Annotated in this window: 18 protein-coding genes; 7 read left to right on the top strand and 11 right to left on the bottom strand. The window is 72.0% G+C overall.

Annotated elements, in window-relative coordinates; all coding sequences use genetic code 11:
* Nucleotides 1–38: 38 nt before the first annotated feature.
* On the bottom strand, nt 39–584 hold the full coding sequence (locus VF746_20205; protein HEX8694760.1) for a DinB family protein: 546 nt from the start codon (nt 582–584) through the stop codon (nt 39–41).
* A gap of 194 nt (nt 585–778) precedes the next feature.
* Between VF746_20205 and VF746_20200 the strand changes: the two genes are divergently transcribed.
* Genes VF746_20200 through VF746_20190 form a run of 3 tightly spaced genes read left to right on the top strand, consistent with a single transcriptional unit; the run spans nt 779 to nt 1,889 of the window.
* Nucleotides 779–1,081, top strand: a complete 303-nt coding sequence (locus VF746_20200) for a BrnT family toxin (protein HEX8694759.1) — start codon at nt 779–781, stop codon at nt 1,079–1,081.
* Nucleotides 1,078–1,419: a BrnA antitoxin family protein gene (locus tag VF746_20195; GenBank protein ID HEX8694758.1), complete on the top strand. Its 342-nt coding sequence runs from the start codon at nt 1,078–1,080 to the stop codon at nt 1,417–1,419. Before VF746_20200 ends, VF746_20195 begins: the two co-directional genes overlap by 4 nt.
* Nucleotides 1,419–1,889, top strand: coding sequence for a hypothetical protein (locus VF746_20190; GenBank protein ID HEX8694757.1), 471 nt, complete (start codon nt 1,419–1,421; stop codon nt 1,887–1,889). Before VF746_20195 ends, VF746_20190 begins: the two co-directional genes overlap by 1 nt.
* Before the next feature lie 130 nt (nt 1,890–2,019).
* On the opposite strand, the gene VF746_20185 is transcribed toward VF746_20190, so the two are convergent.
* Nucleotides 2,020–2,973: a hypothetical protein gene (locus VF746_20185; protein ID HEX8694756.1), complete on the bottom strand. Its 954-nt coding sequence runs from the start codon at nt 2,971–2,973 to the stop codon at nt 2,020–2,022.
* 375 nt (nt 2,974–3,348) lie between these two features.
* Between VF746_20185 and VF746_20180 the strand changes: the two genes are divergently transcribed.
* Nucleotides 3,349–5,265: a RiPP maturation radical SAM C-methyltransferase gene (locus VF746_20180; protein HEX8694755.1), complete on the top strand. Its 1,917-nt coding sequence runs from the start codon at nt 3,349–3,351 to the stop codon at nt 5,263–5,265.
* A gap of 217 nt (nt 5,266–5,482) precedes the next feature.
* Entirely contained in the window at nt 5,483–6,304 is an 822-nt protein-coding gene (locus VF746_20175) for a hypothetical protein (protein ID HEX8694754.1), read from the top strand.
* 76 nt (nt 6,305–6,380) lie between these two features.
* On the opposite strand, the gene VF746_20170 is transcribed toward VF746_20175, so the two are convergent.
* The 8 genes from VF746_20170 to VF746_20135 all read right to left on the bottom strand — a co-directional run bounded on the left by VF746_20170 (nt 6,381) and on the right by VF746_20135 (nt 22,923).
* A complete protein-coding gene (locus tag VF746_20170; protein HEX8694753.1) occupies nt 6,381–10,007 on the bottom strand; it encodes a hypothetical protein in 3,627 nt (1,208 codons plus the stop codon).
* Nucleotides 10,008–13,157, bottom strand: a complete 3,150-nt coding sequence (locus tag VF746_20165; protein HEX8694752.1) for a discoidin domain-containing protein — start codon at nt 13,155–13,157, stop codon at nt 10,008–10,010.
* A 326-nt stretch (nt 13,158–13,483) separates the two neighbouring features.
* Nucleotides 13,484–14,305: a carbohydrate ABC transporter permease gene (locus VF746_20160; GenBank protein ID HEX8694751.1), complete on the bottom strand. Its 822-nt coding sequence runs from the start codon at nt 14,303–14,305 to the stop codon at nt 13,484–13,486.
* Nucleotides 14,302–15,276, bottom strand: a complete 975-nt coding sequence (locus VF746_20155) for a sugar ABC transporter permease (protein ID HEX8694750.1) — start codon at nt 15,274–15,276, stop codon at nt 14,302–14,304. The genes VF746_20160 and VF746_20155 overlap by 4 nt, the downstream gene beginning before the upstream one ends.
* Before the next feature lie 277 nt (nt 15,277–15,553).
* A complete protein-coding gene (locus VF746_20150) occupies nt 15,554–16,831 on the bottom strand; it encodes a sugar ABC transporter substrate-binding protein (GenBank protein ID HEX8694749.1) in 1,278 nt (425 codons plus the stop codon).
* 256 nt (nt 16,832–17,087) lie between these two features.
* On the bottom strand, nt 17,088–18,524 hold the full coding sequence (locus tag VF746_20145) for a glucoamylase family protein (protein ID HEX8694748.1): 1,437 nt from the start codon (nt 18,522–18,524) through the stop codon (nt 17,088–17,090).
* 384 nt (nt 18,525–18,908) lie between these two features.
* Complete coding sequence (locus tag VF746_20140) at nt 18,909–21,854, bottom strand: TonB-dependent receptor (GenBank protein HEX8694747.1); 2,946 nt, start codon at nt 21,852–21,854, stop codon at nt 18,909–18,911.
* Nucleotides 21,855–21,888: 34 nt separating this feature from the next.
* The gene (locus tag VF746_20135) at nt 21,889–22,923 is read right to left on the bottom strand and encodes a LacI family DNA-binding transcriptional regulator (GenBank protein HEX8694746.1); all 1,035 of its coding nucleotides are present in this window, start codon (nt 22,921–22,923) and stop codon (nt 21,889–21,891) included.
* 364 nt (nt 22,924–23,287) lie between these two features.
* Between VF746_20135 and VF746_20130 the strand changes: the two genes are divergently transcribed.
* On the top strand, nt 23,288–23,950 hold the full coding sequence (locus VF746_20130; protein ID HEX8694745.1) for a hypothetical protein: 663 nt from the start codon (nt 23,288–23,290) through the stop codon (nt 23,948–23,950).
* 261 nt (nt 23,951–24,211) lie between these two features.
* Here the strand turns inward: VF746_20130 and VF746_20125 are convergent, their stop codons facing one another.
* Nucleotides 24,212–24,652, bottom strand: a complete 441-nt coding sequence (locus VF746_20125) for a hypothetical protein (protein HEX8694744.1) — start codon at nt 24,650–24,652, stop codon at nt 24,212–24,214.
* A gap of 381 nt (nt 24,653–25,033) precedes the next feature.
* Between VF746_20125 and VF746_20120 the strand changes: the two genes are divergently transcribed.
* Nucleotides 25,034–26,028: serine/threonine-protein kinase (locus VF746_20120; protein HEX8694743.1), on the top strand; the 995-nt coding region annotated here is incomplete at its 3' end.

The following is a 26,028-nucleotide window of genomic DNA, read 5'->3' as shown; positions in this document are numbered from 1 at the left end:
TCCGTTCGGATCTCAGCGACATCGGCCCGAGCCTTGGTTCACATCCACGGCTCGTCGGCGGTGGGGCCGTAGATGGAGGGGACCTTCGCGTCGGCCATGCGCAGGTAGATGGAGAACTGCCCGCGGTGGTGGATCTCGTCGCAGAGCAAGAACCAGGCGAACTGGAGCCGCGAGACGTCGCCCATCGTGTGCGGCGCGGTGAAGAACTTCACGTTCTCGAACAGCTTCTCGTCGGGCGTCGAGCGCACCAGCTCGCCGAACTCGCGGTGCGCGTGCTCCAGCGCGCCCAGGATCTCGTCCCACGACTCGGGCGCCGGCGGCATCTCGCCCGACGGCCCGCCGGTGGCGAAGACGTTGTTGAACACGTGCGTCCCCAGCCCCCGCTCCAGCACGAAGATCCACGCCAGCTCGCGCGCCGTCTTGCACTTCGGGTGGGGCTGCAGGTCCAGCCTGTCGGTCGGGTAGGCGCGCAGGACCCGCATGGTGGTCTGGTGCTCGCGCTCGTAGGCGTCCAGGAACTGCTGCTTGGGGCTGGGCAGGGAGGCGGGCCCGGACACGGCGGCTCCAGGGGTGGCGGTCGACATGGTCGCTCCTCGGCTGGTGGTGAGCGATCAAGATGCGCTCCCGGCGTCCACGCGCAAGCGGAGCGGACGCACGGGAGCCACGGCGAGATGCGCCACCTGTTCCGCCGCTCCTTGCGCGTTCACTTCGTCCACTTTACTTTGTGTACTTCCCGCCGTTCACTCCACTTGACCTGTATATACAAGACGAGTAGATTATGCAGCCAGCCCCGGGATTCGCGTGGGACGCCGCGATGAACGAGAGGTGCGAGTCCACGTACGGATTCTCGTTCCACGACGTCGCGAACGTCTTCCAGGACGAGGAGTTCGACTACCTCCGGCTCGGGCCGTTCAACCACGAGGGCGAGACGCGGTACGTCGCCATCGGGCGCATGCAGTGGGGGCTGGTCGTCGCGGTGGTATATACAATGCGGGATGGTGTCCGTCGCCTGATCTGGGTGCGTCCGGCCCGGCGGAGCGAACGGGCGGAGTTCAACGCTCACAACGGAGTGCCACCATGAGCAGTCGCCGCCGGCGCGACTTCACCGACGAGGAGATCGACGCCATTGCGGACGCGGCCACGGAGTTTCCGACCGTGTCCGACGAAGACCTGCGGCGGGCGGTCGCCGTGTCCGCCTCGGGACGGGAGAAGGTGCCGATCTCCATCCGGATCGACAGGGATGCCCTGGAGTTCTTCCAGGCGGGCGGGCCCGGCTACCAGACGCGCATCAACGACGTCCTGCTCCGCTTCGCGCGCGGCGAGCTGGTGCCGGGCGGCCGCTTCCGCGTGCCCCGGGCGGCGCGCACGCCGCGGCGGCGCGTCACGCTGGCGCGCACGGAGCCTCGCGGCGCGCAGTGATGGAGGGCACCGTCCGGGCGGGGCTCGCGCGCGCCGGCGTGAGCCTCACCGACGTCACCCTTCACCACGTCCTGTTCTCGGACCGGAGCCCGCCCGCCGGAGAGCAGGACGACCCGCCGGAGTACGCCGGCTTTGCGCTGGAGCTGGAGGCGGTCCGCGCCTCCGCGCTCCACCTGGTGGTGGCGCTGACCCTTTCCGCGAGGTCCGGCCTTCCCTTCGACCTTTCCGTGACGTACGCGGCGCACTTCGAGATGGACGCGTCCGTCCCCGCGGAGCGGCGGGACGCGGCCTGGCGCGATGCGGCCCGGCGGGCGCCGGAGCTCCTCTTCCCGTACATCCGCGAGCTCGCCGCGAACCTGACGGCGCGCTGGGGGGAAGCCCCCCTGCTCCTCCCCGCCGACCCGGAACAGCTCGGATGGACGCCCCTCGTCCCCGACGTTCCACCCGCGCCCGCAGACGCCGAGGGTTAAATCCGCCCCCGACATTCCTGAATCGGATGAGTGACTGGTAAAACTACGGGCCTCACGCAGAGCCAGCAGAGGTGTTTCTCTGCTGACTCTGCTGACTCTGCGTGAGAAAAGTCCTTTTTGTCGGTTCGATTCAGGCCAGCGGGAGCGTAGAGCCGACCCGGGTGTGCTCGTCGTGGAGCGAGATGATCGGCACCACCTCCGGGTGCTCCGTCCCGCCGCCCAGCTCCTCGAGCAGCTCGCAGGTCGCGAAGCGCTGCGAGGCCTGCGCGTACCGCGCCTCCCAGCCGCGCATCGCGCGCTCGTCGTCCGGGGTCTCGTAGGGGAAGCGCGCCGGCGGGTTCTCGATGCCGACGCGCCACGGCTTCGGCGTCAGACGGGCGCGGAAGCTCTTCTGCGCGCGGCAGAGGCGGACGTACTGCGGGTCGGCGCCCAGCACGGACATCGCCTTCAGGGCTTCTTCATCGGTGGGGCCGAACAGCGCGTGCGTGACGGCGTAGCGCAGCCCCGAGTGCGTGCGGTAGACGCGCACGCGCCACTCCGGGTGCCCGCCCAGCCAGCCGCGCAGCCGCTCCAGCGCGGCGGTGCGCGGGTCGGCCGGCGCGGGGGGCGGCGTGGACGGGGTGGCGGGAGGGCGGAAGGAGCCGAAGAGCGACTTCACCGCGCCCGGCAGGGGGAGCGAATCGACCGCGTCGAACAGCGCGTCGACCGGGGAGGCGGCGGCGGGCGCGGACGGCGGGGCCTCCGCGGGCGCCACGTCGACGTCGATGAAGAAGACCCGCGCGGCGTTCAGCACCAGCGCGCCGTAGGAGTTGCGGGTGATCGCCACCTCGGGCTCGGCCTCGGTGGCGCCGGGGAGCTCGCGCACCACCTCCTCGCGCAGCGGCCGGTCGCCGTACGAGTAGCGCTCCGGGAACCCCTCGCCGCGCCGGATGCGGCCCGCGATGCGCTCGACGGCCTCGCGCGCCAGCGCGTCCGCCTCCGCCGGGTCCGAGCGCGAGCCGCGCCAGACGTGGAACTGCACCTGTTTGCCGTCGGGGGTGACGGCCTGCGAGTCGGCGCGGGACCAGAAGCGGGGGATCAGCATACGGACTCCGGGCTGGGGGGAGATGAGAGCACGCCGGAGCCGTGCAGTATCGAAAACATCCGCCGTGTCCGCAAGCGCCGGCGCGCCCGGGTTCCCGCGACGAGCCACGATCCTGCCGTCGGCATTCTCCCCGCCCCCGGTGACGAGCACGCGCCGGCCGTACGTCGCGAGGTCCCGTCATCTCCCGGGTCGACGAACCCGGCGACCCGTCCGGCTCGAACACGCCCCGGCCAATGCTCCCGGCACGCCACGACGAGGCTCTTGCCAGAGTGCGTTCCGTGTCACAAAATGAAACCCCCCGGCTCCCGTGCGCCTCCTCCGGCGGCGCGCGGGCGGCCGAGTGACAATGGCAGGGATTTCATGCAGGAGGTGACCATGGGCAAGAAGGTCCTGCTGGTGAACATGCCTTTCGGCGGGGCGGACCGGCCGGCCATCGGCATCAGCACGCTCAAGGCGGGACTCACCGCTCGGGGCATTCCCTGCGACATCCGCTACCTCAACTTCGTCTTCGCCGAACTGGTGGGACCGCAGCTGTACCAGTGGTTCAGCGACCGCGGCAGCCACATGATCTTCGCGGGCGAGTGGATGTTCGCGAGCGAGTTCTTCGGCGAGGAGCTCCCCCCCGAGCAGCACTTCTTCCAGCACCTTCGTGACGACCGCAAGGTCGACGACCACACGCTCGAAACGGTGCGGCAGATGCGCCGCGTGGTGCGTCCGTTCCTGGACCACTGCCTGGAGTCGGTGAACTGGCCGCAGTACGACATGGTGGGCTTCACCTCCACGTTCGAGCAGAACCTCGCCTCGCTGGCGCTGGCGCACGCCATAAAGTGCCGCCACCCGCAGATCGCCATCGTGATGGGCGGAGCCAACTGCGAGGGGAGCATGGGCGAGGCGCTGCACCGCCACTTCCCCTACCTGGACTACGTCTTCACCGGCGCAGCGGACCATACCTTCCCACAGTTCGTCGAACGGGTGTTCCAGGGCGAAGACTTCCGCGACATCCCGGGGATCGCGTTTCGAGAGAACGGCGAGAGCCGCACGACGGGCCCCACGCGCGGGGTGGAAGACCTGGACACCGTTCCGTTCCCGGATTACGACGACTACTTCGCCCAGATGGCGGGCACCCGCATTCCTCACGAGCTCGCGGTGCGGCTGCAGATCGAGACGTCCCGCGGCTGCTGGTGGGGGATGAAGCACCACTGCACGTTCTGCGGGATGAACGCGGCGCACATGCGCTTTCGCTCCAAGAGCAAGGACCGGGTGCTGGACGAGCTGACTCACCTGGTGGGGCGTTACCGCATCCGCGGCATCGATGCCGTCGACGCCATCATGGACATGGAGTACTTCCGCGGGACTCTGCAGGAGCTGCGCGACCGGCGGCTGGACCTGAGCCTGTTCTACGAGCTCAAGGCGAATCTCAGGAAGCCGCAGGTGCAGCTGCTGGCCGAAGCGGGGGTCACGCTGGTGCAGCCGGGCATCGAGAGCTTCCACAGCCGCATCCTCAAGCTGATGAGCAAGGGAGCCAACGGGCTGCAGAACATCCAACTCCTCAAGTGGTGCCGGCAGTTCGGCGTGGAGCCCACCTGGAACCTGCTCTATGGCTTCCCGGGCGAGCGGGCGGAGGACTACGAAGAGCAGCTGGAGACGCTGCGCAGCCTGACGCACCTCTCCCCCCCGCGCGGCAGCGGGCGGCTGCGCATGGACCGCTTCTCCCCTCATTTCGAGCGGTGGCGGGACTTCGGGTTCACCAACGTCCGGCCGCTCCAGGCGTACCGCTACATCTACCCGTTCTCCAGCGACGTCACGTTCGAGATCGCGTACTTCTTCGACTACGACTACGCGGACGGGCTGAACCCTTCCAGCTACATCGGTCCCACCGAGGCGCAGCTCGTCCTCTGGCGCGAGGCGGCACTGCGCGGCGCCTCGCTCACGCTGGCGCTGGCCGGCGACGGGGTGATGCTGATCACCGACCGGCGCGGCGTGGTGGAGCGGCGGTTCGCTCTGCAGGGGTGGCAGAAGGAGGTCTACGCCTTCTGCGAGCAGGCGCGCCCCGCGCGGGCCGTGCAGCGCCTGGTCGAGCAGCAGGCCGGAGAACACGCCCCGCCGGCGGACGAGGTGGCCGGGTTCCTGGCGGAGATGGTGCGAAAGCGACTGATGGTACAGGACGGTGACTGGTTCCTGAGCCTCGCGGTGGGGCTGCCGCTGGACGCCGAGCCGGACCTGCTCCCCGAGCGGCAGGCGGCCGTGCCGCTTCCGGTGCTCGCGGCTCCGGCGGATGCGGTACCCGCGTGATTTCACCTCGTCTTGGAGAAGGGAGGATTTCATGCCAACGGATTACCCCAAATTCGATCCGGGACCGGGCAAGGCGGGCGGGGGTGGGCAGGCGGCCGGCGGCGCCGCAGGTGAAAGGGAGGGCGCGGGTCGGCCGGCGGGCTCCGCTGGCTCGAGCGGCGCGCCGGCTGCCGCCGGCTCCGCCGGGGGAACGCCGGCCGGCCAGACGGCGCCCCGGGTGAGAGAGTTCGTCTTCCGGGTGGATGCCGCGACACACCAGGTGCTGGAGGTGCGCGAGGTGGGGCAGCGGGGCGGCGAAGGCCGCAAGGTACCCACCTACCCGTTCACCCTCTACGTTCCGGAGGAGCCCTCCGAGCGCGAGGAGTCGGCGGCTGCCGAGGAAAAGTCGCGTCCACAGGTGCAATACGTGTTCGTGCCGGTACCTGCGATCGGGCCATCCATCGGGCCGGCGGGAATCGGTCCCTCCTTTGGACCGGCGGGAATCGGGCCGTCCATCGGACCGGCCGGGATCGGACCAGCGATCGGCCCCGCCGGGATCGGACCGACCGCCGAACAGGCGGGGATCGGACCGGCGAAGATCGGACCGGCGGGGATCGGGGCGACCGCCGAACAGGCGGGCATCGGGCCGTCGATCGGTCCCGCAGCGTTCGGGCCTGCCGGGATCGGGCCGGCGGGTATCGGCCCATCGATTGGTCCCGCAGCGTTCGGGCCCGCCGGAATCGGGCCGTCGATCGGTCCCGCAGGCATCGGCCCGTCGATTGGTCCCGCGGCGTTCGGGCCTGCCGGAATCGGGCCGTCGATCGGTCCGGCGGGCATCGGCCCGTCGATCGGTCCCGCGGCGTTCGGTCCTGCCGGAATCGGGCCGTCGATTGGGCCCGCGGCGATCGGACCATCGATTGGCCCCGCGGCGTTCGGGCCTGCCGGAATCGGGCCGTCGATCGGTCCGGCAGGCATCGGCCCGTCGATCGGTCCCTCCATTGGGCCCGCGTACTCGGGGTGGGGGTATCCCGTCGGCGGATGGGTGTACTGGCGCGGCTGAACCGCTGCACCGGCACGCGCACGGGCGGGCGGAGGCGATGCACGCCTCCGCCCGCCGCCGTTTTTTGACGGTGAGGCTACGCGCGAACGGATGCAGACGCGCTGCCCAGCACCACCTCCACGCGGTGCACGGCGCCATCCCGGACCAGCGGAACGAGCACGGCGCCGTCTTCGGACGCGAGCGGCTCGCCATCGAGCGAGGCCGCCGTCTCGCCTCCGCGCGCGACCACCACCTCGTACGTCGTCCGGCCGTCCGGGAGGCGGTAGCGGAGGGTGAAGCCGGGCCAGTCGTCCGGGACGCGGGGGCGCAGCGCCAGCGCGCGGCCGCCGCGCAGGGTGAAGCCGAGCACCGACTCCAGCGCGACGCGCAGCATCCACCCCGCCGAGCCCGTGTACCACGTCCACCCGCCGCGCCCCACGTGCGGGGCCACGCCGTAGACGTCCGCCGCGATCACGTACGGCTCGGCCTGGTAGACGGCCGCCTCCTCCGGCGTGCGCGCATGGCTGACGGGGCTGATCATCTCCAGCAGGCGCGCGGCGCGGTCCGTCCGCCCCGCCTCGGCGAGGGCGCGGACGGCCCAGAGCGCGCCGTGCGTGTACTGGCCGCCGTTCTCGCGCACGCCGGGGAGGTAGCCCTTGATGTAGCCGGGGTCGTGCGGAGTGCGGTCGAACGCGGGCGCCAGCAGGCGGACGATGCCGCCCTGCTCCGACACCAGGTGCTCCTCCAGCGCGTCCAGCGCCCGCGCCGCGCGCTCCGGCGGCGCCACGCCCGAGATCACCGCCCACGCCTGCGCGATGGCGTCGATGCGGCACTCGTCGCTCGCGGCGGAGCCGAGCGGCGTCCCGTCGTCGTAGTACGCCCGCCGGTACCATCCCCCGTCCCACCCGGCGTCGTTGAGCGCCGCCGCGAGGCCGCCCCGGTACTCGCGGTAGCGCGCCGCCCGCTCCGCGTCGCCGCGTTGCTCGCAGAGCGGGATCCAGTCGTCCAGGATGGCGTGCAGGAAGAAGCCGAGCCACACGCTCTCGCCCCGCCCCTCGCGGCCGACGCGGTTCATCCCGTCGTTCCAGTCGCCGGTGCCCATGAGCGGCAGGCCGTGCGCGCCGCGGGTGAGCGAGCGGTCCAGGGCGCGGCAGCAGTGCTCGTAGACGGACGCGCGCTCCCCGGAGTCCTCCGGCACCAGGAACGCCTCGTCCTCCCCCGGCTCCAGGGGGCGGGCGGTGACGAAGCACGCCTCCTCGTCCAGCACCGACCGGTCGCCCGTGGCGGCGAGGTAGAAAGCGGCGACGTAGGGGAGCCAGAGCAGGTCGTCGGAGAAGCGGGTGCGGATGCCCTTGCCGAGCGGCGGGTGCCACCAGTGCAGCACGTCGCCCTCCACGAACTGGTGCGCGGCGTGGAGGACGATCTGCCGGCGGGTGAGGGCGGGGTCGAGGTAGGCGAGCGCCGCCGCGTCCTGCAGCTGGTCGCGGAAGCCGTAGGCGCCGCCGGACTGGTAGAGCGCGGAGCGGCCCTGGATGCGGCAGCTCAGGTTCTGGTACGCGAGCCAGCCGTTCACCATCAGGTCCAGCGCCGGCGAGGGCGTCTCGACCCGCACGCGACCGACGAGGTCCTGCCAGGACGCCCGCGCCTCCTCCAGCGCGGCCTGGGCCGCCGCCGCGTCGGGGCAGCGGGCGAGGACGGCGCGCGCCGCGGCCTCGTCCTCCGCCTCGCCCAGGAGGAAGACGACCTCGGCGGTCTCGCCGGGCGCCAGGGTGAGCGGGACCTGGAAGGCGGCGCAGGGGTCGAGGCCGGCTCCGCTGCGCGCGTCGAGCCGCTCCGCGGAGACGAGCGCGGCGGGAATCTCGGGGCTCCCGTACGCGCCCAGGAACGCCGTCCGGTCCGCCGTGCACGACACCGCGCCGGCCCCGGGCGGCGCGATCGCCGCGGCGAAGGCCACGCGGCCCGAGAACTCGCCGCGGCGGCGGTTCACGGCGAAGACGGCGCCGGTCTCCGCGTCGAGGCGCGTCTCCACCTCGCGCCCGCTCTCCTGCGGCAGCCCTCCCAGCACCCACTGGAAGCAGGCGAACGCCGACAGACGGCGAGGGGCCGCGCCGCGGTTCGTCACGCGCACGCGGACGATCTTCACCGGGTCGCGGCGGGGGACGAACATCCACGTGTCGTGCTCCAGCCCCTGCCCCGCGTGCCGCCAGCGCGTGTAGCCGAAGCCGTGGCGCACCTCGTACGGCCCGGCGCCGGGGACGGGGCCGGGCGTGGGAGACCAGAAGACGCCCGACTCCTCGTCGCGCAGGTAGAGCGCCTCGCCGTGCGGGTCGCGCACGGGGTCGTTGGGCCACGGCGTCAGGCGGTTCTCGCGGCTGTTGGCGCTCCACGTGTGCGCCGCGCCGCTCTCGGAGACGATGAACCCCGCCTCCTCGTTCGCCACCACGTTGGCCCACGGCAGCGGCGGCCGGTGCTCGCCGGTCTCCAGGCGGATCACGTACTCGCGCCCGTCCGCGCTGAATCCCCCGTGGCCGTTCCAGAAGCGCAGGCTCTCCCCCGCCCACCCGAGCGGGTCGTCCTGTTCGAACGACGAGTGATCGGCGGATGGGGCGATGCCGGCGTCCGTGCCGCTGCCGCGCCCGACCCACGTGGCGGGGTGAGTAGATCCTTCGGCCCTGCCACCGCCCGCGCGAAGACTGGGGCCGTGTGGTCGGGCCTCAGGATGACAGCCTGGGGGCGGGGAGATGGGGCGACAGCGCCCGGGCGCGACGTCGTTCGCCTCGGGGGGAGACGGGAGAGAGCCGACGCAGCGCAGCCACGCCTCGGGGACGGAGACCGCATCCAGGCCGGCCGCCGCCGGACGCTCCTCGGCCGCGCGGAACGCCGCGTCGGCCGCGTCGGGCGAGGAGAAGCGGTCCGCCAGCGCCTCGACGTCCTCGCGCGCGTGGCCGGCGCCGAGGAGCGCGACGATCCGCGCGGACGCGCCGGGCTCCAGCACGACGGTGCGGCGCAGGCTGAAGACGGGGTCCAGCACGTTCCCCACCGTCCCGGAGAGCCGCGCGCCCGCATCCATCGCCGCGGGCCGGGCCATCGCGCGGCCGCGGCCGACGAAGCGCATGCGGTCCGTCTCGTACTCCGTCTCCCCCTCCCCGCCGATCAGCCGGTGCACCGACCAGAGCGGCGCGTCCTCCGGGCTGCGCAGCCGCCGCCACGCGACCAGCGACCGGCGCTCCGGCATCCACCCCGTCTGCACGAAGAGCTTCGAGAACGCCGGGTGCGCCGCGTCCGCCGCCGCGGTGTTCAGCACCAGCTCGGCGCACGTGGTCAGCTCGACGCGGCGCGGGCGGTCTCCGCGATTCGCGAGCGTGATCCGCCGCAGCTCGGCGTCGGCGTCCGGCGCGACGCAGACCTCGGTGCGCGTCTCGATCCCGCCGTCCTGGCGCACGACCTCCGCGCGGCCGGGGGAGAAGCGCGCCTCGTACCGCTCCGCCGCGCGGCCGGTCGGTTGATGTCCGGTCGACCAGATCTCGCCCGAATCGAGGTCGCGGAGGTAGACGAAGAAGCCGTCGGCGTCGCGCGTGCGGTCGGCGCTCCAGCGGGTGAGCGCGAAGCCGCCGAAGGTGGAGACGCCGCCCCCGGCCGCGCTCAGCAGCACGGCGTAGCGGCCGTTGGAGAGCACGCCCGCACGCGTGCCGCCGGGGGTGCCGGGATCGTCTCGGTCGCTCATTCAGTGTTCCAGTACGATCTCCGCCGGCACCTGGCGGATCGTGACCTCGTTCAGGTCGGTCAGCCGCACGACGCGGCGGTTCACCCTCGCGCGCCGGATCGGCCGGTCGAGCGGCGTGCGCAGCACGATGCCACCCGGGGGGACCCGCAGCGCCCCGCCGACGTCGGCGTGCACCATCCCGTCCGCGGCGTCCATCCTCAGGTTCAGCGTGCCGTAGTGCGTCCTGAGCCCCTCCAGCACCACGCCCGGCGTGTCGGCCACCCACGCCTCCGGGATGCCGGCGCCGATCACCAGAGCGCTGTCGGACGCCCGCTCGTAGGCGAACAGGTCCAGCACCGAGCGGATGAAGTCCGAGCCCACCCAGGTGTGCGGCATGTCGCCGATGAAGCGCGGCGTCTTCGGGTCGCGGAAGACCACCTCGGCCCACTGGTTCCACGCCCGCGGCCGCTGGTGCGAGAGGAACAGGCCGATCGCCTCGTGCGCGCGCTGCTTCCAGCCCAGCCGGACGAAGGTGCCCACCGTGCGCCACTCGTACGGCGTGTAGCCCTCCCACTCGGCGCCGTCCAGCCGCGCGCGGATGCTCTCGCGGTAGTAGCGCTCGAAGGTGAGCTCCAGCGGCTTGCGCGGCAGGAAGTCCAGCCCGCCCAACGGGTTGACGCCGACGGTGGTGGAGGTGGCGTCGAAATCCCCCAGCTCCACCGAGCCCGGGAGGTAGTTGATGCGGTGCATGAACATCGCCCTCCCGAGCGACGCCAGCAGGTCGCGCCGGAACTCGTCGCGGATGGCGGTGAAGCGCCGCGCGTCGTCCGCGCGGCCGAGGGCGCTCGCCACGTAGACGGCGTCGTCCAGCCCCTTCATCGCGAAGAAGTCGTCCCAGTACGAGTGCATCGGCTTCGCCGAGTACCCCTCGTGGGAGATCGACTGCGGCAGCATCCCGTAGAAGGCGAGCTTGTCCGGCGCCTGGTACTCGGGCGTCATCCGCTCGTGGCGCAGCGAGTCGATGAAGGCCACGGCGCGCTCCACGTGCGGCCACATCCGCCGCAGGAACGCATGGTCGCGCGTCTGGCGGTGGTACTCGGCGACCAGGTAGACGAGCTGCCCGTGGCTGTCGTGCTCGGGCACCGGGTCGGCGCCGCGCAGGCTCACGCAGCAGGGGACGTAGCCGCTCGGGCGCTGGTGCGGGGCGTACCACTGCGCGAACTCGCGCACCTCGTCGGCGTGCCCCAGCCTGAGCAGCGCGGCGCTGGTGAGCGAGCCGTCGCGGATCCACGAGCGGTCGTACGAGCGCGATCCCGGCTGGATGGACGGCCCGTCGCGGTTGATGAGGATGTAGGCGAGCTGCGTCTTCAGCGTGCGGGCGATCTCCGCCCCGTGCATGGCCGCGGGGAGGCGCAGGGTGAAGCGGTCCAGCTCCGCCTCCCACGCGCGCACCGACTCGGCGAAGAGCCGGTCCACCAGCGCCCGCGGAGTCTCGCCCGGCGCCTCGGCCGGCACCGGCGAGTCGGGGTGCAGCGGGATGGCGACCAGCACGTCCACGCTCGATCCCGGGTCCATCACCCACCGGTACGACAGCGCGGCCGACGCGAAGCCGCGCGGGTCCGCCACGCGCCGGGTGACGCCGCCCCGCGCGTTCCTCTCCTCGCGCATCGCCTCCGGCACCTCACCGCGGCGCAGGTACTCGACGACGTCGCCCGCGTCGAACGGCGCCGCGTCGAAGGCCCCGAGGGTGACGGTGTGGAGGGTGGGCGCGCCGTTCACCGTGACCGTGGTGCCGTCGAACGCCATCTCCCGCACGCGCGCCACGCCGCCCGTCACGTTCAGGAACTGCCACGGGGGATTCACCTGGAACGGCCGCAGGGCGACGAACAGCGTCGGCTCCTGCCTCTCCCGCGAGACGTTCTCCAGCCGGTAGCGCGCGTAGACGAGCGACGTCTCGCGCTCGCCGCCGGAGAAGGCGGTGACGGTGAGGCGGATCGGCCGCGAGTCCCACGTCACCGAGGGGATGGGGAGATAGCCCTTCTCCAGCGACTGCGTGGCGCTCACGTCCGCCCACGACCACAGCCGGCCGTCCACGTACAGGAACGGCTCCAGCGACGGCCCGCCCAGGCCGGTCTCCACCATCCCGTCGGAGTTGATGGTGGCCTCGCGCGTGTCGCCGTTCACGCCGACGACGGTCCAGTACGACTGCTCGCCCGTCAGGTAGCGCGGATACGTCCCCCGCGGCGCCTCCTTCGCCAGGCTGGCGAAGAACGCGTTCGGCGTCTGCGACCACTCGGGCGGCTTCACGTCGACGTCTCGGACCGCGTAGCCCCGGCCGCTCGCGCTCCGCGTCAGCCGCAGGCGCAGGTGCCGCGTCTCGCTCTCGGGGAGGTAGATCGGATCGCGCCCGCCGTTGCCGCCCTCGACGCGGTAGACCGTCTCCCAGCGCGCGCCGTCCTCGGACGATTCGACCGCGTACGACGTCGCATGGGCGGACGAATCCCAATCGAGCACCAGCCCGCCGAGCTCGCGCTCCTCCAGGAAGTCGATCGCGAGCGTCTGCTCGCCCCCGGCGCCGCGCCAGACCGTCGCCGAATCGCCGTCGACGATGCGCGCGGCCGTCCCGGGCGACGAGGAAGCGCGCACGGCCGGCGTGAGCGTGTACGGCGCCGGGGGCTCGCGCTCGCGGAAGACGAGGTCGTCGATCCAGACGGTCCCCTTCCCTCCCGTCCCCGCGGTGACGACGATCTCGAGCTGCGCGACGCGCTCCATGTCGCCGCCGCCCTTCGGGCCCCAGGCGAACTCGATCTGCCGCTTCTGCGTGCGCAGGCGCGTCCACTCGCGCGGGTACTCGAAGCGGCGGCGGTTGGCCCACCAGACGTTCTCGCCCGAGGGGTCGATCAGCTTGAACTCCAGGTCGTTGACCGGCGCGTCGGCGCGTATGCGGAAGGAGAACTCGTAGTTCGCCGGCAGGTCGAGCGGCACCGCCCGGCGGGCGATGGCGTACCCCGTCCCCTCATGGAAGTCGAAGTCCAGCCGCATCGCCTTCCCGCTGAACCCGCTGTCCTGGCCGATCCGCAGCTCGACGCCCTCCGACGGGTGCGCGCTCCACTGCGCGACGCCGCCCTCGAAGTCGTCCAGCACGCGCACCCGCGGCGCGGAATCGGACAACGCGGGCGGCGTGGGCGACGGCTCGGCATCCGCGGGCAGGCGGGCGGGCGCGCAGGAGAGGAGCGTGAATGCGGCGAGGACGATCGTGGGAAGGAGCGGGGCCGCGATCCGTGCCGCTGCCGCGCCCAACCCACGTGCCGGGGTGAGTAGATCCTTCGGCCCTGCGGTCTTCCGGGTGGAGGCTGGTCCGGTGTGGCCGGGCCTCAGGATGACATCTTGCGAGGAAGTTAGCCTGGCGCGCAGATGGCGGCCCCGCAGTCCGCGAAGGCGGACTTCGTGTAGTCGTTGCAGCGAATTCATTCGCCCCAGGACGGCAGCATCGCCCCTCATCCCTTCACGCTCCCCACCATCACGCCCTGGATGTAGTAGCGCTGCAGGAAGAGGAAGACGAGCATCACCGGGAGGATGGTGAGCACCGAGCCCGCCATCATCAGCTCCGTGTCCTGCACGTGCTCGCCGGAGAGGTTGGCCAGCGCCACGGGGAGCGTCCAGCGCGCCTCGTCGCTCAGCACGATCAGGGGCCACATGAAGTCGTTCCAGGTGCTCAGGAAGGTCCAGATCCCCAGCGTGGCCAGGATCGGGACGATGGTGGGGAGCACGATCGACCAGAAGATGCGCAGCTCCCCCGCCCCGTCCACCCGCGCCGCGTCCAGCAGGTCGTCGGGGATCGACACCGCGTACTGGCGGATGAGGAAGATCCCGAAGATGCTGGCCAGGCCGGGGATGATCACGCCCCAGTAGGTGTTGATCAGCCCCAGCTGCTTCAGCAGCAGGAAGAGCGGGAGCATGGTGACCTGCACGGGGATCACCAGCCCCGCCGCCAGCAGCCGGAAGAGCCGGTCGCGCCCGCGGAAGCGCAGCTTGGCGAAGGCGTAGCCGGCCATCGCGTTGATCAGGATCGAGATCGCCGTCACCGTCACCGCGATCACGGCGCTGTTGAAGAGCGAGCGCCCCAGGTCCAGCCGGGTGAAGAGCGCCACGTAGTGCTCGAAGGTCACCTCGCGCGGGAAGAGGCGCGGCGGGTAGGTGCTGGCCTGCCCCGCCGGCATCAGCGACGCCGAGACCATCCACAGCATCGGGATCATCGCCAGCACGGCGCCCAGGGCGAGCTGCGCATAGAGCAGGGCCTTCACCGCGCGCGGGCTCACCGGGCCTCCCGGCGCTGGAAGCGGAGCTGGACGAGCGTGGCCGCCAGGATCACGGCGAAGAGGACGAAGGCCACCGACGCCGCGAAGCCCAGCCGCCACCAGCGGAAGCCCTCCTCGTACATCAGCAGCACCACGCTCGTCGTCGCCCGCAGCGGCCCGCCGTTGGTCATCACGTACGGCTCCACGAAGAGCTGGAAGAAGCCGATCATGGTGATGACGGTGACGAAGACCAGCGTGGGCCCCAGCTGCGGCAGCGTCACGTGGCGGAAGCGCTGCAGGGCGCCCGCGCCGTCGATCTTCGCCGCCTCGTACAGCTCCTCGGGGATCGCCTGCAGCCCGGCGATGAAGATGAGCATGTTGTAGCCGAAGCTCTTCCACACCGTCATCAGGATGATGGCCGGCATGGCCCAGCGCGGGTCGCCCAGCCAGTCCACCGGATCGACGCCGAACAGCCCGAGCCCGTAGTTCAGCAGCCCGTAGCGCGTGTGGTACAGGTAGCGCCAGACGATGGCGACGGCCACCAGCGTGGTGACGAAGGGGATGAAGTAGACGGTGCGGAAGAAGGCCTTGAAGCGCACCAGCCTGGCGTTGAGCAGGAGCGCCGCCCCGAGCGAGACGGCGATGGAGAGCGGCCCGCCCACCAGCGCGAAGTAGAAGGTGTTCTTCAGCGCCTGCCAGAAGAGCGGCGTCTGGAGGAGCTGCCGGTAGTTGCGCGCGCCCACGAAGCGCGCGTTCGACGGGTCGCCGATGGCGTAGATGTCGTAGTCGGTGAAGGAAAGGAGGAGCGCCGCCAGCACCGGGAGGAAGAAGAAGACCCCGATCAGCACCAGCGCGGGCGCCAGGAACGCGTACGCCGCCCGGTTGTCCTCCGACGGCGCGCGGAAGCGCCGCCGCGGGGTGCGCGCGGCGGCCGCGAGCCCCGCCTGCGCGCGCCCGCCGACCTCCGCCGTGCCGGTGGTGAGGTCGGTCATGAGCGAGCCCCGCGCGGTATGCTGGGGCGAATGAATTCGCGGCAACAACTACAGGAAGTCCGCCTGCGCGGACTGGCGGGCTGCGCCCGCGCGCTGCGCGCAACGGCAACGACGGCGAGCACGAACGCCCCGGTTTTCGTTTCGTAGGGGCGAGCATGCGAGTCCGGGGGAAGGCTGCCGTGGCACATGACCAGCCTTCCGCGCGGGGGCCTGCATCCGCCGGGCGAGGCATGCCTCGCCCCTACGAAAGGCCATCCACGACCCCCGGCCCGCCCCCTCACCGCCGCTCCTCCCGCCGCGCCAGGAGCCAGCGGCGCTTCTCCAGGATCACGTCCACCTCGCGGTCGAGGGCGGCGAGCGCCTGGTCGACCGTGGCCTGGCCGCGGGCGGCGCGCTCACCCTGCTCGAACACCTTGCTCACGATCTGCTCGGCCTCGGGCACCTTGGGCAGCGCCACCACGCGCTCCAGCTGGTCGCGGAACGCCGCCGCGTAGCGGTTGCGGGCCAGCGCCGTGTCCCGCCACGCCGTCCGCCGCGCGGGGAGGTCGCCGGTCAGCCCGTAGAAGCGCACCTGCACCTCGGGGCGGGAGAGGAACTCGATGAACTTCCACGCCGCGTCCTTCTTCTCCGAGGCGCGGAAGAGCACCAGGCTGGCCCCGCCCGCGAGCGAGCTCCCCGGCCCGTCCGGCCCCGGGAGCGGCGCCGTCATCCAGGGGACCTCGGCAGGCACGCGGTTGGAGAACTCGCCGATCTCCCACGGCCCGGTGATCATCATGGCCACGCTGCCCTGCGCGAACTCCTGGTAGCGGTTGGAGATCTCCGACGCGCTCACCGCGGGCGCCAGCCGCTCGCGGAAGAGGCCCACGTAGAACTCGAAGCCCCGGCGGAAGCGCGGGTCGCGAAAAGCCCCCCAGCGCCCGCCGTCGCGCAGGAGCGGCGCCCCGGCCTGCATCCCCAGGATCACCGGCTGCGGCCACTCGTTGGTGGGCAGCAGGATCGGCCAGCGCTCGGGGCCCATGCGCGCCTTCATCTTCCGCATGGCGTCCAGCCACTCCGCCCACGTGCGCGGCGGCTCCGTGTAGCCCGCGGCGGCCAGCAGGTCGGGGCGGTAGAAGAGCACGCGCGTGTCCACGTACCACGGGACGCCGTAGACGCGCCCGTCGATGACGTTGGTGTCCCAGATCCCCGGGAAGTAGTCCGCCCGCGGGACGTCGGCCGAGCGGGCGGTCCACGGCCCCAGCTCCTCCAGCGCCCCCAGCGCCTGGAACTCGGGAACCCAGGTGTTGCCGAGCTGCGAGACGTCCGGCGTGGCGCCGCCCACGAACGCGGTGAGCAGCTTCTCGTGCGCGGCGGACCACGGGATCTGCTGCACCTCGACGCGAACGCCCGGGTTCAGCCGCTCGAACTCGGGCACCAGCTCGCCGACCACCTCCCCCTCGCGCCCCATCCCCCAGAAGCGCACCACCGTCACGCCATCGTCCGCCTCGCGCCCGCAGGCGGCGAGGAGGAGCGATGACAGCGCGACGAGGGCGGACCTGCGAAGGATCTCGGTCATCCTGGAAGTCGGAGCATCGTCCCCTGCACCTCCCTGCAACCCCAAACGATGTCATCCTGAGGGCGCCTGCGCCGAAACCGCGTCCGCGCGACTGCCTGGGCGCCCGAAGGATCTGCGGACGGGGACCGCACGTCACCCGGCCTCACGCTCGGACGCGACCCGCAGATCCTTCGTCGCCGCCCTGGTTTTCGTCACTACGCCGGTTCTGCGCGGCGGCTCCTCAGGATGACAGCGTTGGTCTTCGCGCGATTCTCATTTACCCGCAGCGACCCTCCAGCCAGCCGCCGGTGAACCCGGCGCGGCAGAGCCCGCGCACGATGTACGGGTTGTCGCGCATCAGGCGCCAGACGAGGCCGCTGCGGTGGTTCTCGACCATCAGCACGATCGGGCCCTGGTCGATCCCCAGGTAGTCGCCGTCGAACCACCCCACGCCGGGGACGATGCGCCCGTGCTGCAGGGGCATCGGCTCGGTGAGGGTGGGGTTGAAGGCGTCCAGGAAGCCGTAGCGCGTGAACAGGTTCTCCCCGAAGCGCCGCCGCATCTCCATCAGCGCGGGGACGGCCACCTCCGGGGCGAAGGGGACGCTCCCGCCCGCCGCCGTGGGGACGAGCGTCCCGTCGTCCTGCACCTCGCCGGCGGCGGCGCCGCGCGCCCGGTAGGTCCAGAGCTGCCGCGGCCTGCCGTCGATGACGACGACGGTGTCCTTGGGGCCGTCGCTGGCAGTCAGCCCCCACAGGTCCGGGCCGTACCCCTTCCACCCCATCGGGTTGGCGATGGCGTACGCGCGCTGCGCCAGCGTGGCCCGCCGCGAGTTCTCGAAGTAGTCGATCCCCCGCTCCCGCATGTAGGCGTCGCGGATGCCGCGGAAGTCGATCCAGGCGTGCGAGTACTGGTGCCCGAAGAGCGGGGCGAAGTTGACGTGCTCCTGGCCGTGGAAGTCGGCCCAGCGGTAGGTGCCGGTGTACGCCGCCCACGCCGCCGGCTCCACCGGGTGCGTGGGCGAGCCCAGGGCCAGCACGTACAGGAACATCGCCTCGTTGTAGCCCCGGTAGTCGTGGGGGATGAAGCCGCGCCCCGGCTCCGGGTGCCACCCCATGGAGATGAGCGGCGCGCGCGGCGAGGCGGCCCACGCCCAGTCCACCCGCCGGTAGAGCGAGTCGGCCAGCGCGCGGATCTCGGCCTCGCGCGCGTCGCCGCGGTCGAAGTACTCGGCCGCGGCGAGGACGCCCAGCATCAGGAGCCCCGTGTCGATGGTGGAGAGCTCCACCTGCTCGAAGCGGCGCCCGGTGCGCATGTCCAGGAAGTGGTAGAAGAACCCCCGGTGCCCGGTGACGCCCGACGTCTCCGGCCCCTGCGGCGCCCGCCAGAAGAAGCGCAGCGTGGCGAGCGTGCGCTCGGCCGCCTGCTCGCGCGTCACCCAGCCGCGCTCCACGCCGACGGCGTACGAGGTGAGCCCGAATCCGACGGCGGCGACGCTGGAGAAGGACGGCGTGGGCCAGCGGTCCGGCACCAGCCCGTTGGCCGGGTTGGTGGTCTCCCAGAACCAGCGGAAGGTGCGCTCCTCCAGCGTGTCGAGGAACGCCTCCTGGCCGGCGGGCGAGGGGGCGCTCCCCGGCGCGGGAGACGTCCGCGCGCACCCGGCGGCCGGGAGGATCGTCATCACCAGCAACCCGACGAATCGAAACCGGCTCACGCGCGTCTCCGGTCGAGGAGGGAACCACACGGTGATGATTCGCCGGGGCTGGGGCGAATGAATTCGCTGCAACAACCACACGAAGTCCGCCTTCGCGGACTAGCGGGCTGCGCCCGCGCGCTGCGCGCCCGGACCCGGCCTGCCGACGCCGAAGCCCGGCCCCGCGCCGAACCAGCCTCGCGCGGTTTGCGAGGCTTCCTGCAGTTGTTGCCGCGGCTTCAGCCGCCCGGCAACCACCCCGGCGCGGGCCGGCTCCGTGCCGCAGAGCCGGCCACCGGACGCACTCACGCACTCACGCACTCACGCACTCACGCACTCACGCACTCACGCACTCACGCACTCACGACTTCGCACCTCGCACTTCGCACTTCGCACCTGCAGCCCTCACCGCGCGTTGTACTCGATCCCGATCTGCAGCCGGCGCGGGTCGCTGATGATCTGACGGGCGGTGCCGAAGTTCGGGTCGTCGCGGTTGAAGGTGACGAAGTCGCCCTCGTTGTCGAAGTTGAAGGCGTTGAACAGCTCCGCCGTCACCCCCAGGCGGCTCCCCCGCAGGTTCACGAGCTCCTTGCGCAGGCGCAGGTCCACCATCCGGTACGCGAACGCGTTGGGGATGATGAAGCTGTGCTTCGGGGGCGAGAAGCCGCCCGCCTCGAAGCAGGTGTTCGCGTTGTTGCAGTCGAAGCGCCCGCCGACGTCCTGCCTGGCCCCGCTCCCCAGGTTGATCACGCCGCTGAACTGGATCCCCCACGCCCAGGGCACGTCCACGATCCAGTTGGCCACGATGCGCAGCGGCTCGTCGTTGCGCACCTGCCGCGGGTAGTCCGTCGCGTTCGGGAAGCTGAACAGGTCGTTGAAGCCCTGGGTCTCGCGCTCGGCCAGCGTGAGCGCCAGCCCGGCGCCCCACCCCCAGCCGCTCTCCGGGCTGCCCCGGTACGGCCGGTCCACCTTCACCTGCAGCGCGTCGTACCACGTCTTCCCGTTGTCGTCGGCCAGGAGGATGTTCCCCCACCCCGGGATCGTGCGGTGCTCGAAGCAGCCGGGGACCGCGAACGAGCGCTGCGGGCAGACGAAGTTCTCGTTGGCCCAGTAGAAGGTCATGATGTTCCTGCTGCGCACCGCCGTGTAGGCGGCCGACGCCTCCACGCTCCCGAAGGCGCGCCGGACCCCCAGGTTGAAGTGCTGCGCCCGCGGCGGCCTGAGGTCGTTGGGGAGGAGCTTCACCTCGGGGGTGTTGAAGCGCACGTCCTGGATCAGCTCCAGCAGCGCGGCGCGGTCGGTGAGGAAGCGCTCCTCGAAGACCACCTCGTTCCCCGCGGGCGTGGTGCCCGGGGGCGCGAAGAAGATGGTGTAGCTCGGGTGCTGCAGCGCGAAGCTCTCCTCGATGGCCTGGTCGAAGAGGGTGCGGTCGTAGAAGATCCCCCACCCGCCGAAGATCGAGGTGCGCGCGTCGCGGTCCAGCGCCCACGAGAAGCCCAGCCGCGGCTGGAAGGCGCCCAGGAACGGCTCGCGGTCGTCGCCGTCGGTGAAGTAGCGGCCGGGGTCGAGCGGGAGGAAGAGCCGGTCCTGGTACTTCGTCAGCGAGTCGACGATGGCCCGCGGCGTCACGTAGTCGTAGTTCATCATGTGGGTCTCGTAGTCCCACCGGACGCCCAGGTTCAGCACCAGCCGCTCCGTGGGGCTCCAGTCGTCCTGCAGGTAGAGCCCGAGCTGCGTGTTGCTGGCGCCGAAGTCGGGATCTCCCGTCTGGAACTCCACGCGGTGCGGCACCGCGAAGCCGTGGAACCACGGCTCGTAGATGAAGCGCGGGTTCTCGGAGTTGCGCTTCTGGATGTCGTAGTCCAGGAAGTCGACGTTCACCCCGCCCTTGATGACGTGCTCGCCGGCCGCGCGCAGCCCGCTCCAGGTGAGGTCGTCGCGGATCGAGAAGCGCAGCTGCCGGAAGTCCTGCTCGGAGCGGTTGCTCCCGATCTCGGCGCAGCACCCGAAGCCGAAGAAGCGGTTGGGCATCCCCGGGGTGTTGGGCGTGGGGTTGTAGCGGTAGCGCTGCAGCGAGAGCGTGGCCTCGTTCAGGAAGTCGCCCGGGGTCCAGGTGTGCTTGAGGATCCCGGTGTTGACGTCGTTGTTGAAGCGGGTGGCCACCGTGAACGCGGTGAGCCCCCCGAAGTCGCGCACGTCGTTCTCGTGCCGGTGGTGGTAGGAGAGCTCCAGGAACGAGCTCGGCGTGTGCTCCCAGCTCAGCTTGGCGAAGCCCAGCGTGGAGCGGAACGGCTCGTCGAACTCGCCGTTCAGGGCGGCGAAGTTGATGGTGTCGAGCGCCGGGAACCCCGAGGGGGGCACGATGTTCACGCGCCGGGCCCGGTTCTGGTCGTTCCTCTCGAACGAGCCGAAGAAGTGCAGCCGGTCGCGGACGATCGGCCCGCCCACGTTGGCGCCGAACTGGTAGCGCTGGAAGTCGGGGCGGGCGAAGTCGGGGTTGGTGTCGGCCTCGGCGGCCTGGAAGCGGTCCAGCGCGATCAGCTCGCGGTTCTGGTAGTTGAAGAAGCCGCTCCCCTCCCAGCGGTTGGTCCCCGAGCGGGTGCTGGCGGTGATGATGGCGCTCGAGGCCTTCTGGTACTCGGCCTTGAAGTTCTGGGTGATCACCCGGAACTCGCGGATGGCGTTGCGGGGGAAGGGGTTGCCGCGGCTGGCGTCCTGCCCCGCCACCCCGCCCTGCAGGATGTCGTTCTTGTAGCTGGCGCCGTCGATGAAGACGTTGACCTGCTCGGCGCCCTGGGCGCCGGCGGTGAAGGTCTTGCGCGTGGCGTCAAGCCGGTCGCCCTGCAGCTGCGTCCCCGGCGCCAGGATCGCCAGGCTCAGGAAGTTGCGGTCGGCCGTCGGCAGGCTCTCCACCTGCTGCCGGGTGACGTTGGTGGCGACCTCCGAGGTGCGCGTCTCGGCGGCGGGCGCGGCGGCCGTGGCCGTGATCGCCTCGAGCTGCACGGCCTGCGCGGCCAGGTCGAAGTTCACGTCCAGCGTCTGCCCCACCAGGAGCTGCACGGCGCGCCGCTGCTCGCCCATCCCCACCGTGCGCGCCACCAGCTCGTACGGCCCGGGGCGGAGGCCGGCCAGGAGGAAGAAGCCGTTCTCGCTGGTGGCCGCCTGCCGCTGCTGGTTCGTCTCGGTGTTGCGCGCGGTCACGGTGGCGCCCGCCAGCTCCTCGCCGCCGGGCCCGCGCACGTAGCCGCGCAAGGACCCGGTGGTGGTCTGCGCCGCCGCCCGCGCCGGGACGAGGAGGCACGCCCCCAGCAGCACGGCCGCGAGTGCCCGGACGATGGTGTTTCCTTTCATGGTGCGCTCCTGGTGGACTGCGGGATTCACGGGCTCAACCGGGTTGCCGTACGGTGGATTCGTCTTCGGCGCGGGCGCCGCACGAGCGGCGCACGACCAGCCGGGTGGGGACCAGCTCCTGCGCGGGCGGCGCGTCGGGGTCGGCGAGCGCCTCGACCAGGATCTCCACGGCGCGGGCGCCCAGGCGGTGGACGTCCACGTGCACCGAGGTGAGCGGCGGGGAGAGGTAGCGGGCGATCGGGATGTCGTCGAACCCCGCCACCGCCACGTCGTCGGGGACCCGCAAGCCCGCCGCGCGCAGGGCGCTCATAGCCCCCACCGCCATGGAGTCGTTGGCGCAGAAGATCGCCGTCGGCCGGTCGCCCCTCCCCGCCAGTTCGCGCGCGGCGCGCCAGCCGCCGGCCTCGGTGAAGTCGCCGGGGGCCTCCCAGCGCCCGTCGGCCCCCTCCAGCCCCGCCTCGGCCAGGGCGGCGCGGTAGGCGCGCAGGCGCTCGCGGGCGTCGAAGTTGGCGTCGCCGCCGCGCACCATCCCGATCCGCCGGTGCCCGAGCGCGGCCAGGTGGCGCACCATCTCGCGCGCGCCGCCGAAGTTGTCGACATTGAGCGCGGGGAACGGCCCGCCGTCGGCCTCGCAGTTCAGCAGAACCACGGGGACTCCGGCGGGGAGCGAGGCGGCCAGCGCGGCGGCGCGCACGTTGGGCGACATCACGATCAGCCCGTCGACGCGGCCGTGCATGGCGCCGAGGGCGAACTGGATCTCGCGCTGGTCGTCGTGCGAGCTGGAGAGGAGGAGGTGGTAGCCGCTCTGGCGGGCCAGGGGGTCCATCCCCCGGATCACCTCGGAGAAGAACTCGCCGTAGAGGTCGGGGAGCACCACGCCGAAGGTGCTGGTGCGGCGGGTGATGAGGCTTCTGGCGGTGCTGTTGGGGGTGTAGCGCAGCTCGGCGGCGGCGCCCTCCACGCGCTGGCGCGTCTCCTCGCGGACCACCCCGCTGCGGTTGAGCACGCGCGACACGGTGGCCACACTCACCCCCGCCCGCTGCGCGACGTCCCGGATGGTGACGCTCACCGGCCTCCCGTGGGAGATGGGACAGGTGAAAACGTTTTCATGTAAACGTTTTCAGGAATACGTCGGGGCGGCCCGCCTGTCAAGGCTCCTCGCGCCGGCTCCGGTCCGCGCGAACGTGGCGCCGCACACCGCTCTCTTCGATCGGTGAGGATGCGAGCGCGCGGGCGGGCTCCCGTGCCGGGCGCGGCTGCAGAAAAAGCATCACACGGAGCCACCGGGGTCAGCAGAGAACCCCTGGGCCCGCGAGGGCCGGATCAAGACCCTTGCGCAAGCGGGAGCGGGGACGCTAGAGAGAGTGGTGACGGGGAGGGCGGGTGACCGCCGCCGGAGTCGACCAGCCAGATCCACGACAGGAGGGAGTCGGATGCCCCAGGCTCGCGTTCTACCGCCCCTCGGCGCCTGCGCCGCCGCCCTCCTCGTCTGCGGCGCCTGCGCGCTCCCCTACCGGCAGGGGGCGGAGCCGGCCCCGGACGACGCGCCGGCCAACCGGATCCAGGTGCTCCACCCGTTCCTGGCCGAGCGGATCGTGGCGCTCGAGGCCCGGTCGCCGCGGCTCAAGGAGGCGCTGGACGCGGTGCGGGCGGGGAGCGTCCCGGTGCTGGTGGGCACGCCGGAGCTGCTCCACGACTCGGTGCCCTGGCTGGGGGTGGAGATGACGTCGGGGCGCCTGGCCGAGTTCGCCGCGTACGTCGACACGGCCAGCGGCGCGGTGAACGTGTCGGTGATCCGCGTGGACCTGCGCCGGATCGCGGCGTACCAGACCACCGACATCCCGCCCGTCGCCACCTGGTTCAGCGCCGAGGAGCGGCAGGCGCGCTTCGAGCGGGCCGTGGACGCCATCCTCATCCACGAGCTGTGGGGGCACCTGGTGCCGCTGGCGCGGACGTGGAGCATCGCATCGCACTGCCGCGACCCGCTCCCCGGCCAGCGCGAGCTGGACTCGTGCGTCATGCAGCGCGAGAACGAGCTCCGCGCCGAGCTGGGCCTCTCCCCCCGCGTCAGCTACGCGCTCGACTCGGGGTGGTGACTGTCACCGGCGAGCGCGCGAGCGGCCCGTGAAGCCCACGGGCCGCTCTGCTTTTGCGCCGTTGGCCTTTATGCTCTTTGCAAATCCAAGCCGGTAACCGCGCCTTATCTTCTCGACGCGATAGGTTTCGTAGGGGCGAGCATGCGAGTCCGAGCAGAGGTGGCATCGGCGCAAGAGGCCGCCTTCCGCGCATGAGCCGGCATCCGTCGGTCGAGGCATGCCTCGCCCCTACGGATTACCCGATCAGAATCGCAAAGAGCATCAGGCGGACGGAGCCGGGAGCGGAGGGGCCTCGCCCCGCGCGAGCTTCTCCACGATCTCGTCCATGCTCGCGAACACCTCCTCCGGAGCATGCGCCCGGAGCGACTCCAGCGTGGTGTAGCCCGCGACACCGCCCCGAAGGCGAGGCTCTCCGCGCGCGCGGCGTGCAGGTCGCGGAGCTCGTCGCCGATGCAGATCGCCGCGGCGGGAGGGACGCCGCTGGCGCGCAGCACCCTCCTGAGCCTGGCCCGCTTGCCCGAAGAGGCCCGCGCCGCACCCGTAGTCCCGCACCAGCGCCGCGTTCTCCAGCCCGAGGACGCGGCGGACGTTCGCGTACGAGTTGGAGGTGACGATCGCGAGCGCGACGCCCCGGTCCGCGAGGCGCCGCAGCAGCCGGTCCACTCCGGGGAAGAGCGGGATCCGGCCGATGTCGCTCGCCATCCGCGCCCGCATGTGCGGGCGACCAGAGGCACCTTCCACCCCGGCAGCCCGAGGTGGGCGACGATCTTCCGGGCGTCGCAGCCCCGCGCAGCGCCTCGACCTCGTGCTCCTCGACGCGCCGGAACCCGTAGCGGTCGGCGGCGTCGTTCAGGCAGCCGAGGAACCAGGGGAACGAATCGGCCAGCGTGCCGTCGAAGTCGAAGATGGCGAGCCTGTACCTCATCGCGCTCTCTGCGTGGGACTCCGGAAGCGGCCCGATCCAGGCGGACGCCGCCGCGGGGGCGCCCACCACGCCCGGTCGCCGGTTCGCATCTTGCTGGCCGGGGGGCGGAAACCGTCCCACGCACCCCCGACTCGACGCGACTCTCTGCCGGACGACGCATGGCGGGCTTCGAAGGGCTTCTCACCGGCCGCACCCTGGCCGGCCGCTACACCATCGGCGAGGTGATCGGCCGCGGCGGCTTCGCGGCGGTCTACGAGGCCACCGACGAGCGGCTGGACCGCGTGGTGGCGGTGAAGGTGATCACGCTGGGCGGGCCGGAGGAAGTGCAGGAGGAGGTCCGCAGGCGCTTCCACCGCGAGGCCCGCGCGAGCGCCAGCCTGCACCACCCCAACGTGGTGTCGGTCTACGACTTCGGCACCGACCCGGAGCTGAAGCTGGACTTCCTGGTGATGGAGCGCCTGCGCGGCGAGGACCTGCGCGCCCGCATGCGCCGCGGCGAGCCGATCCCGCCGCCGATGGCCATCCGCATCCTGCGCGAGGCCGCCGACGGGGTGGACGCCGGGCACCGCATCGGCCTGGTGCACCGCGACCTGAAGCCGGGGAACATCTTCCTGGCGCAGCTCAACCGCGCCGGCTGGTTCCGCGTGTGCGTGGTGGACTTCGGGATCGCGCGCATCGTGGAGGGCGACGACACCACGCGCATCACCCACCACGGCATCCCCCTCTCCCCCGCGTACGCCTCGCCCGAGCAGCTCCGCGGCGACCCGGAGCTGAGTCTGGCGTCGGACGTGTTCAGCCTGGGGGTGATCGGATACGAGCTGCTCGCCAGCGAGCGCCCGTTCAAGGGCGACCGCCTGCACCCGCCGCCGGGCGGCTTCCCCCCGCCGAGGCCGCTCCGCGAGCTGAACCCGGCCGTGCCGGAGTCGGTGGCGCAGGCCGTTCACCGCGCCCTGGCCGAAGACCTGGACGAGCGCTTCCCCGACGCCGGCGCCTTCGCCGCCGCCCTGGCCGCGGGCGAGGCGGAGCTGTCCCCCGCGCCGGCCGACACGACGCCCCCAGCCGCGCCCGGGCTCGCCGCCGCACCGGCGATCGCCGCCGGCCTCGCCGCGCCTGCAGAGGCCGCCGCGGCTTCCGACGCCGCAGTCGCCCCGGA

Origin of the sequence: Longimicrobium sp. (assembly GCA_036389795.1) — a bacterium.
In the GTDB taxonomy this organism is placed as follows: domain Bacteria; phylum Gemmatimonadota; class Gemmatimonadetes; order Longimicrobiales; family Longimicrobiaceae; genus Longimicrobium.
Note: the sequence above shows the minus strand (reverse complement) of the source record. Positions and strands in the feature narration are given on the sequence as shown.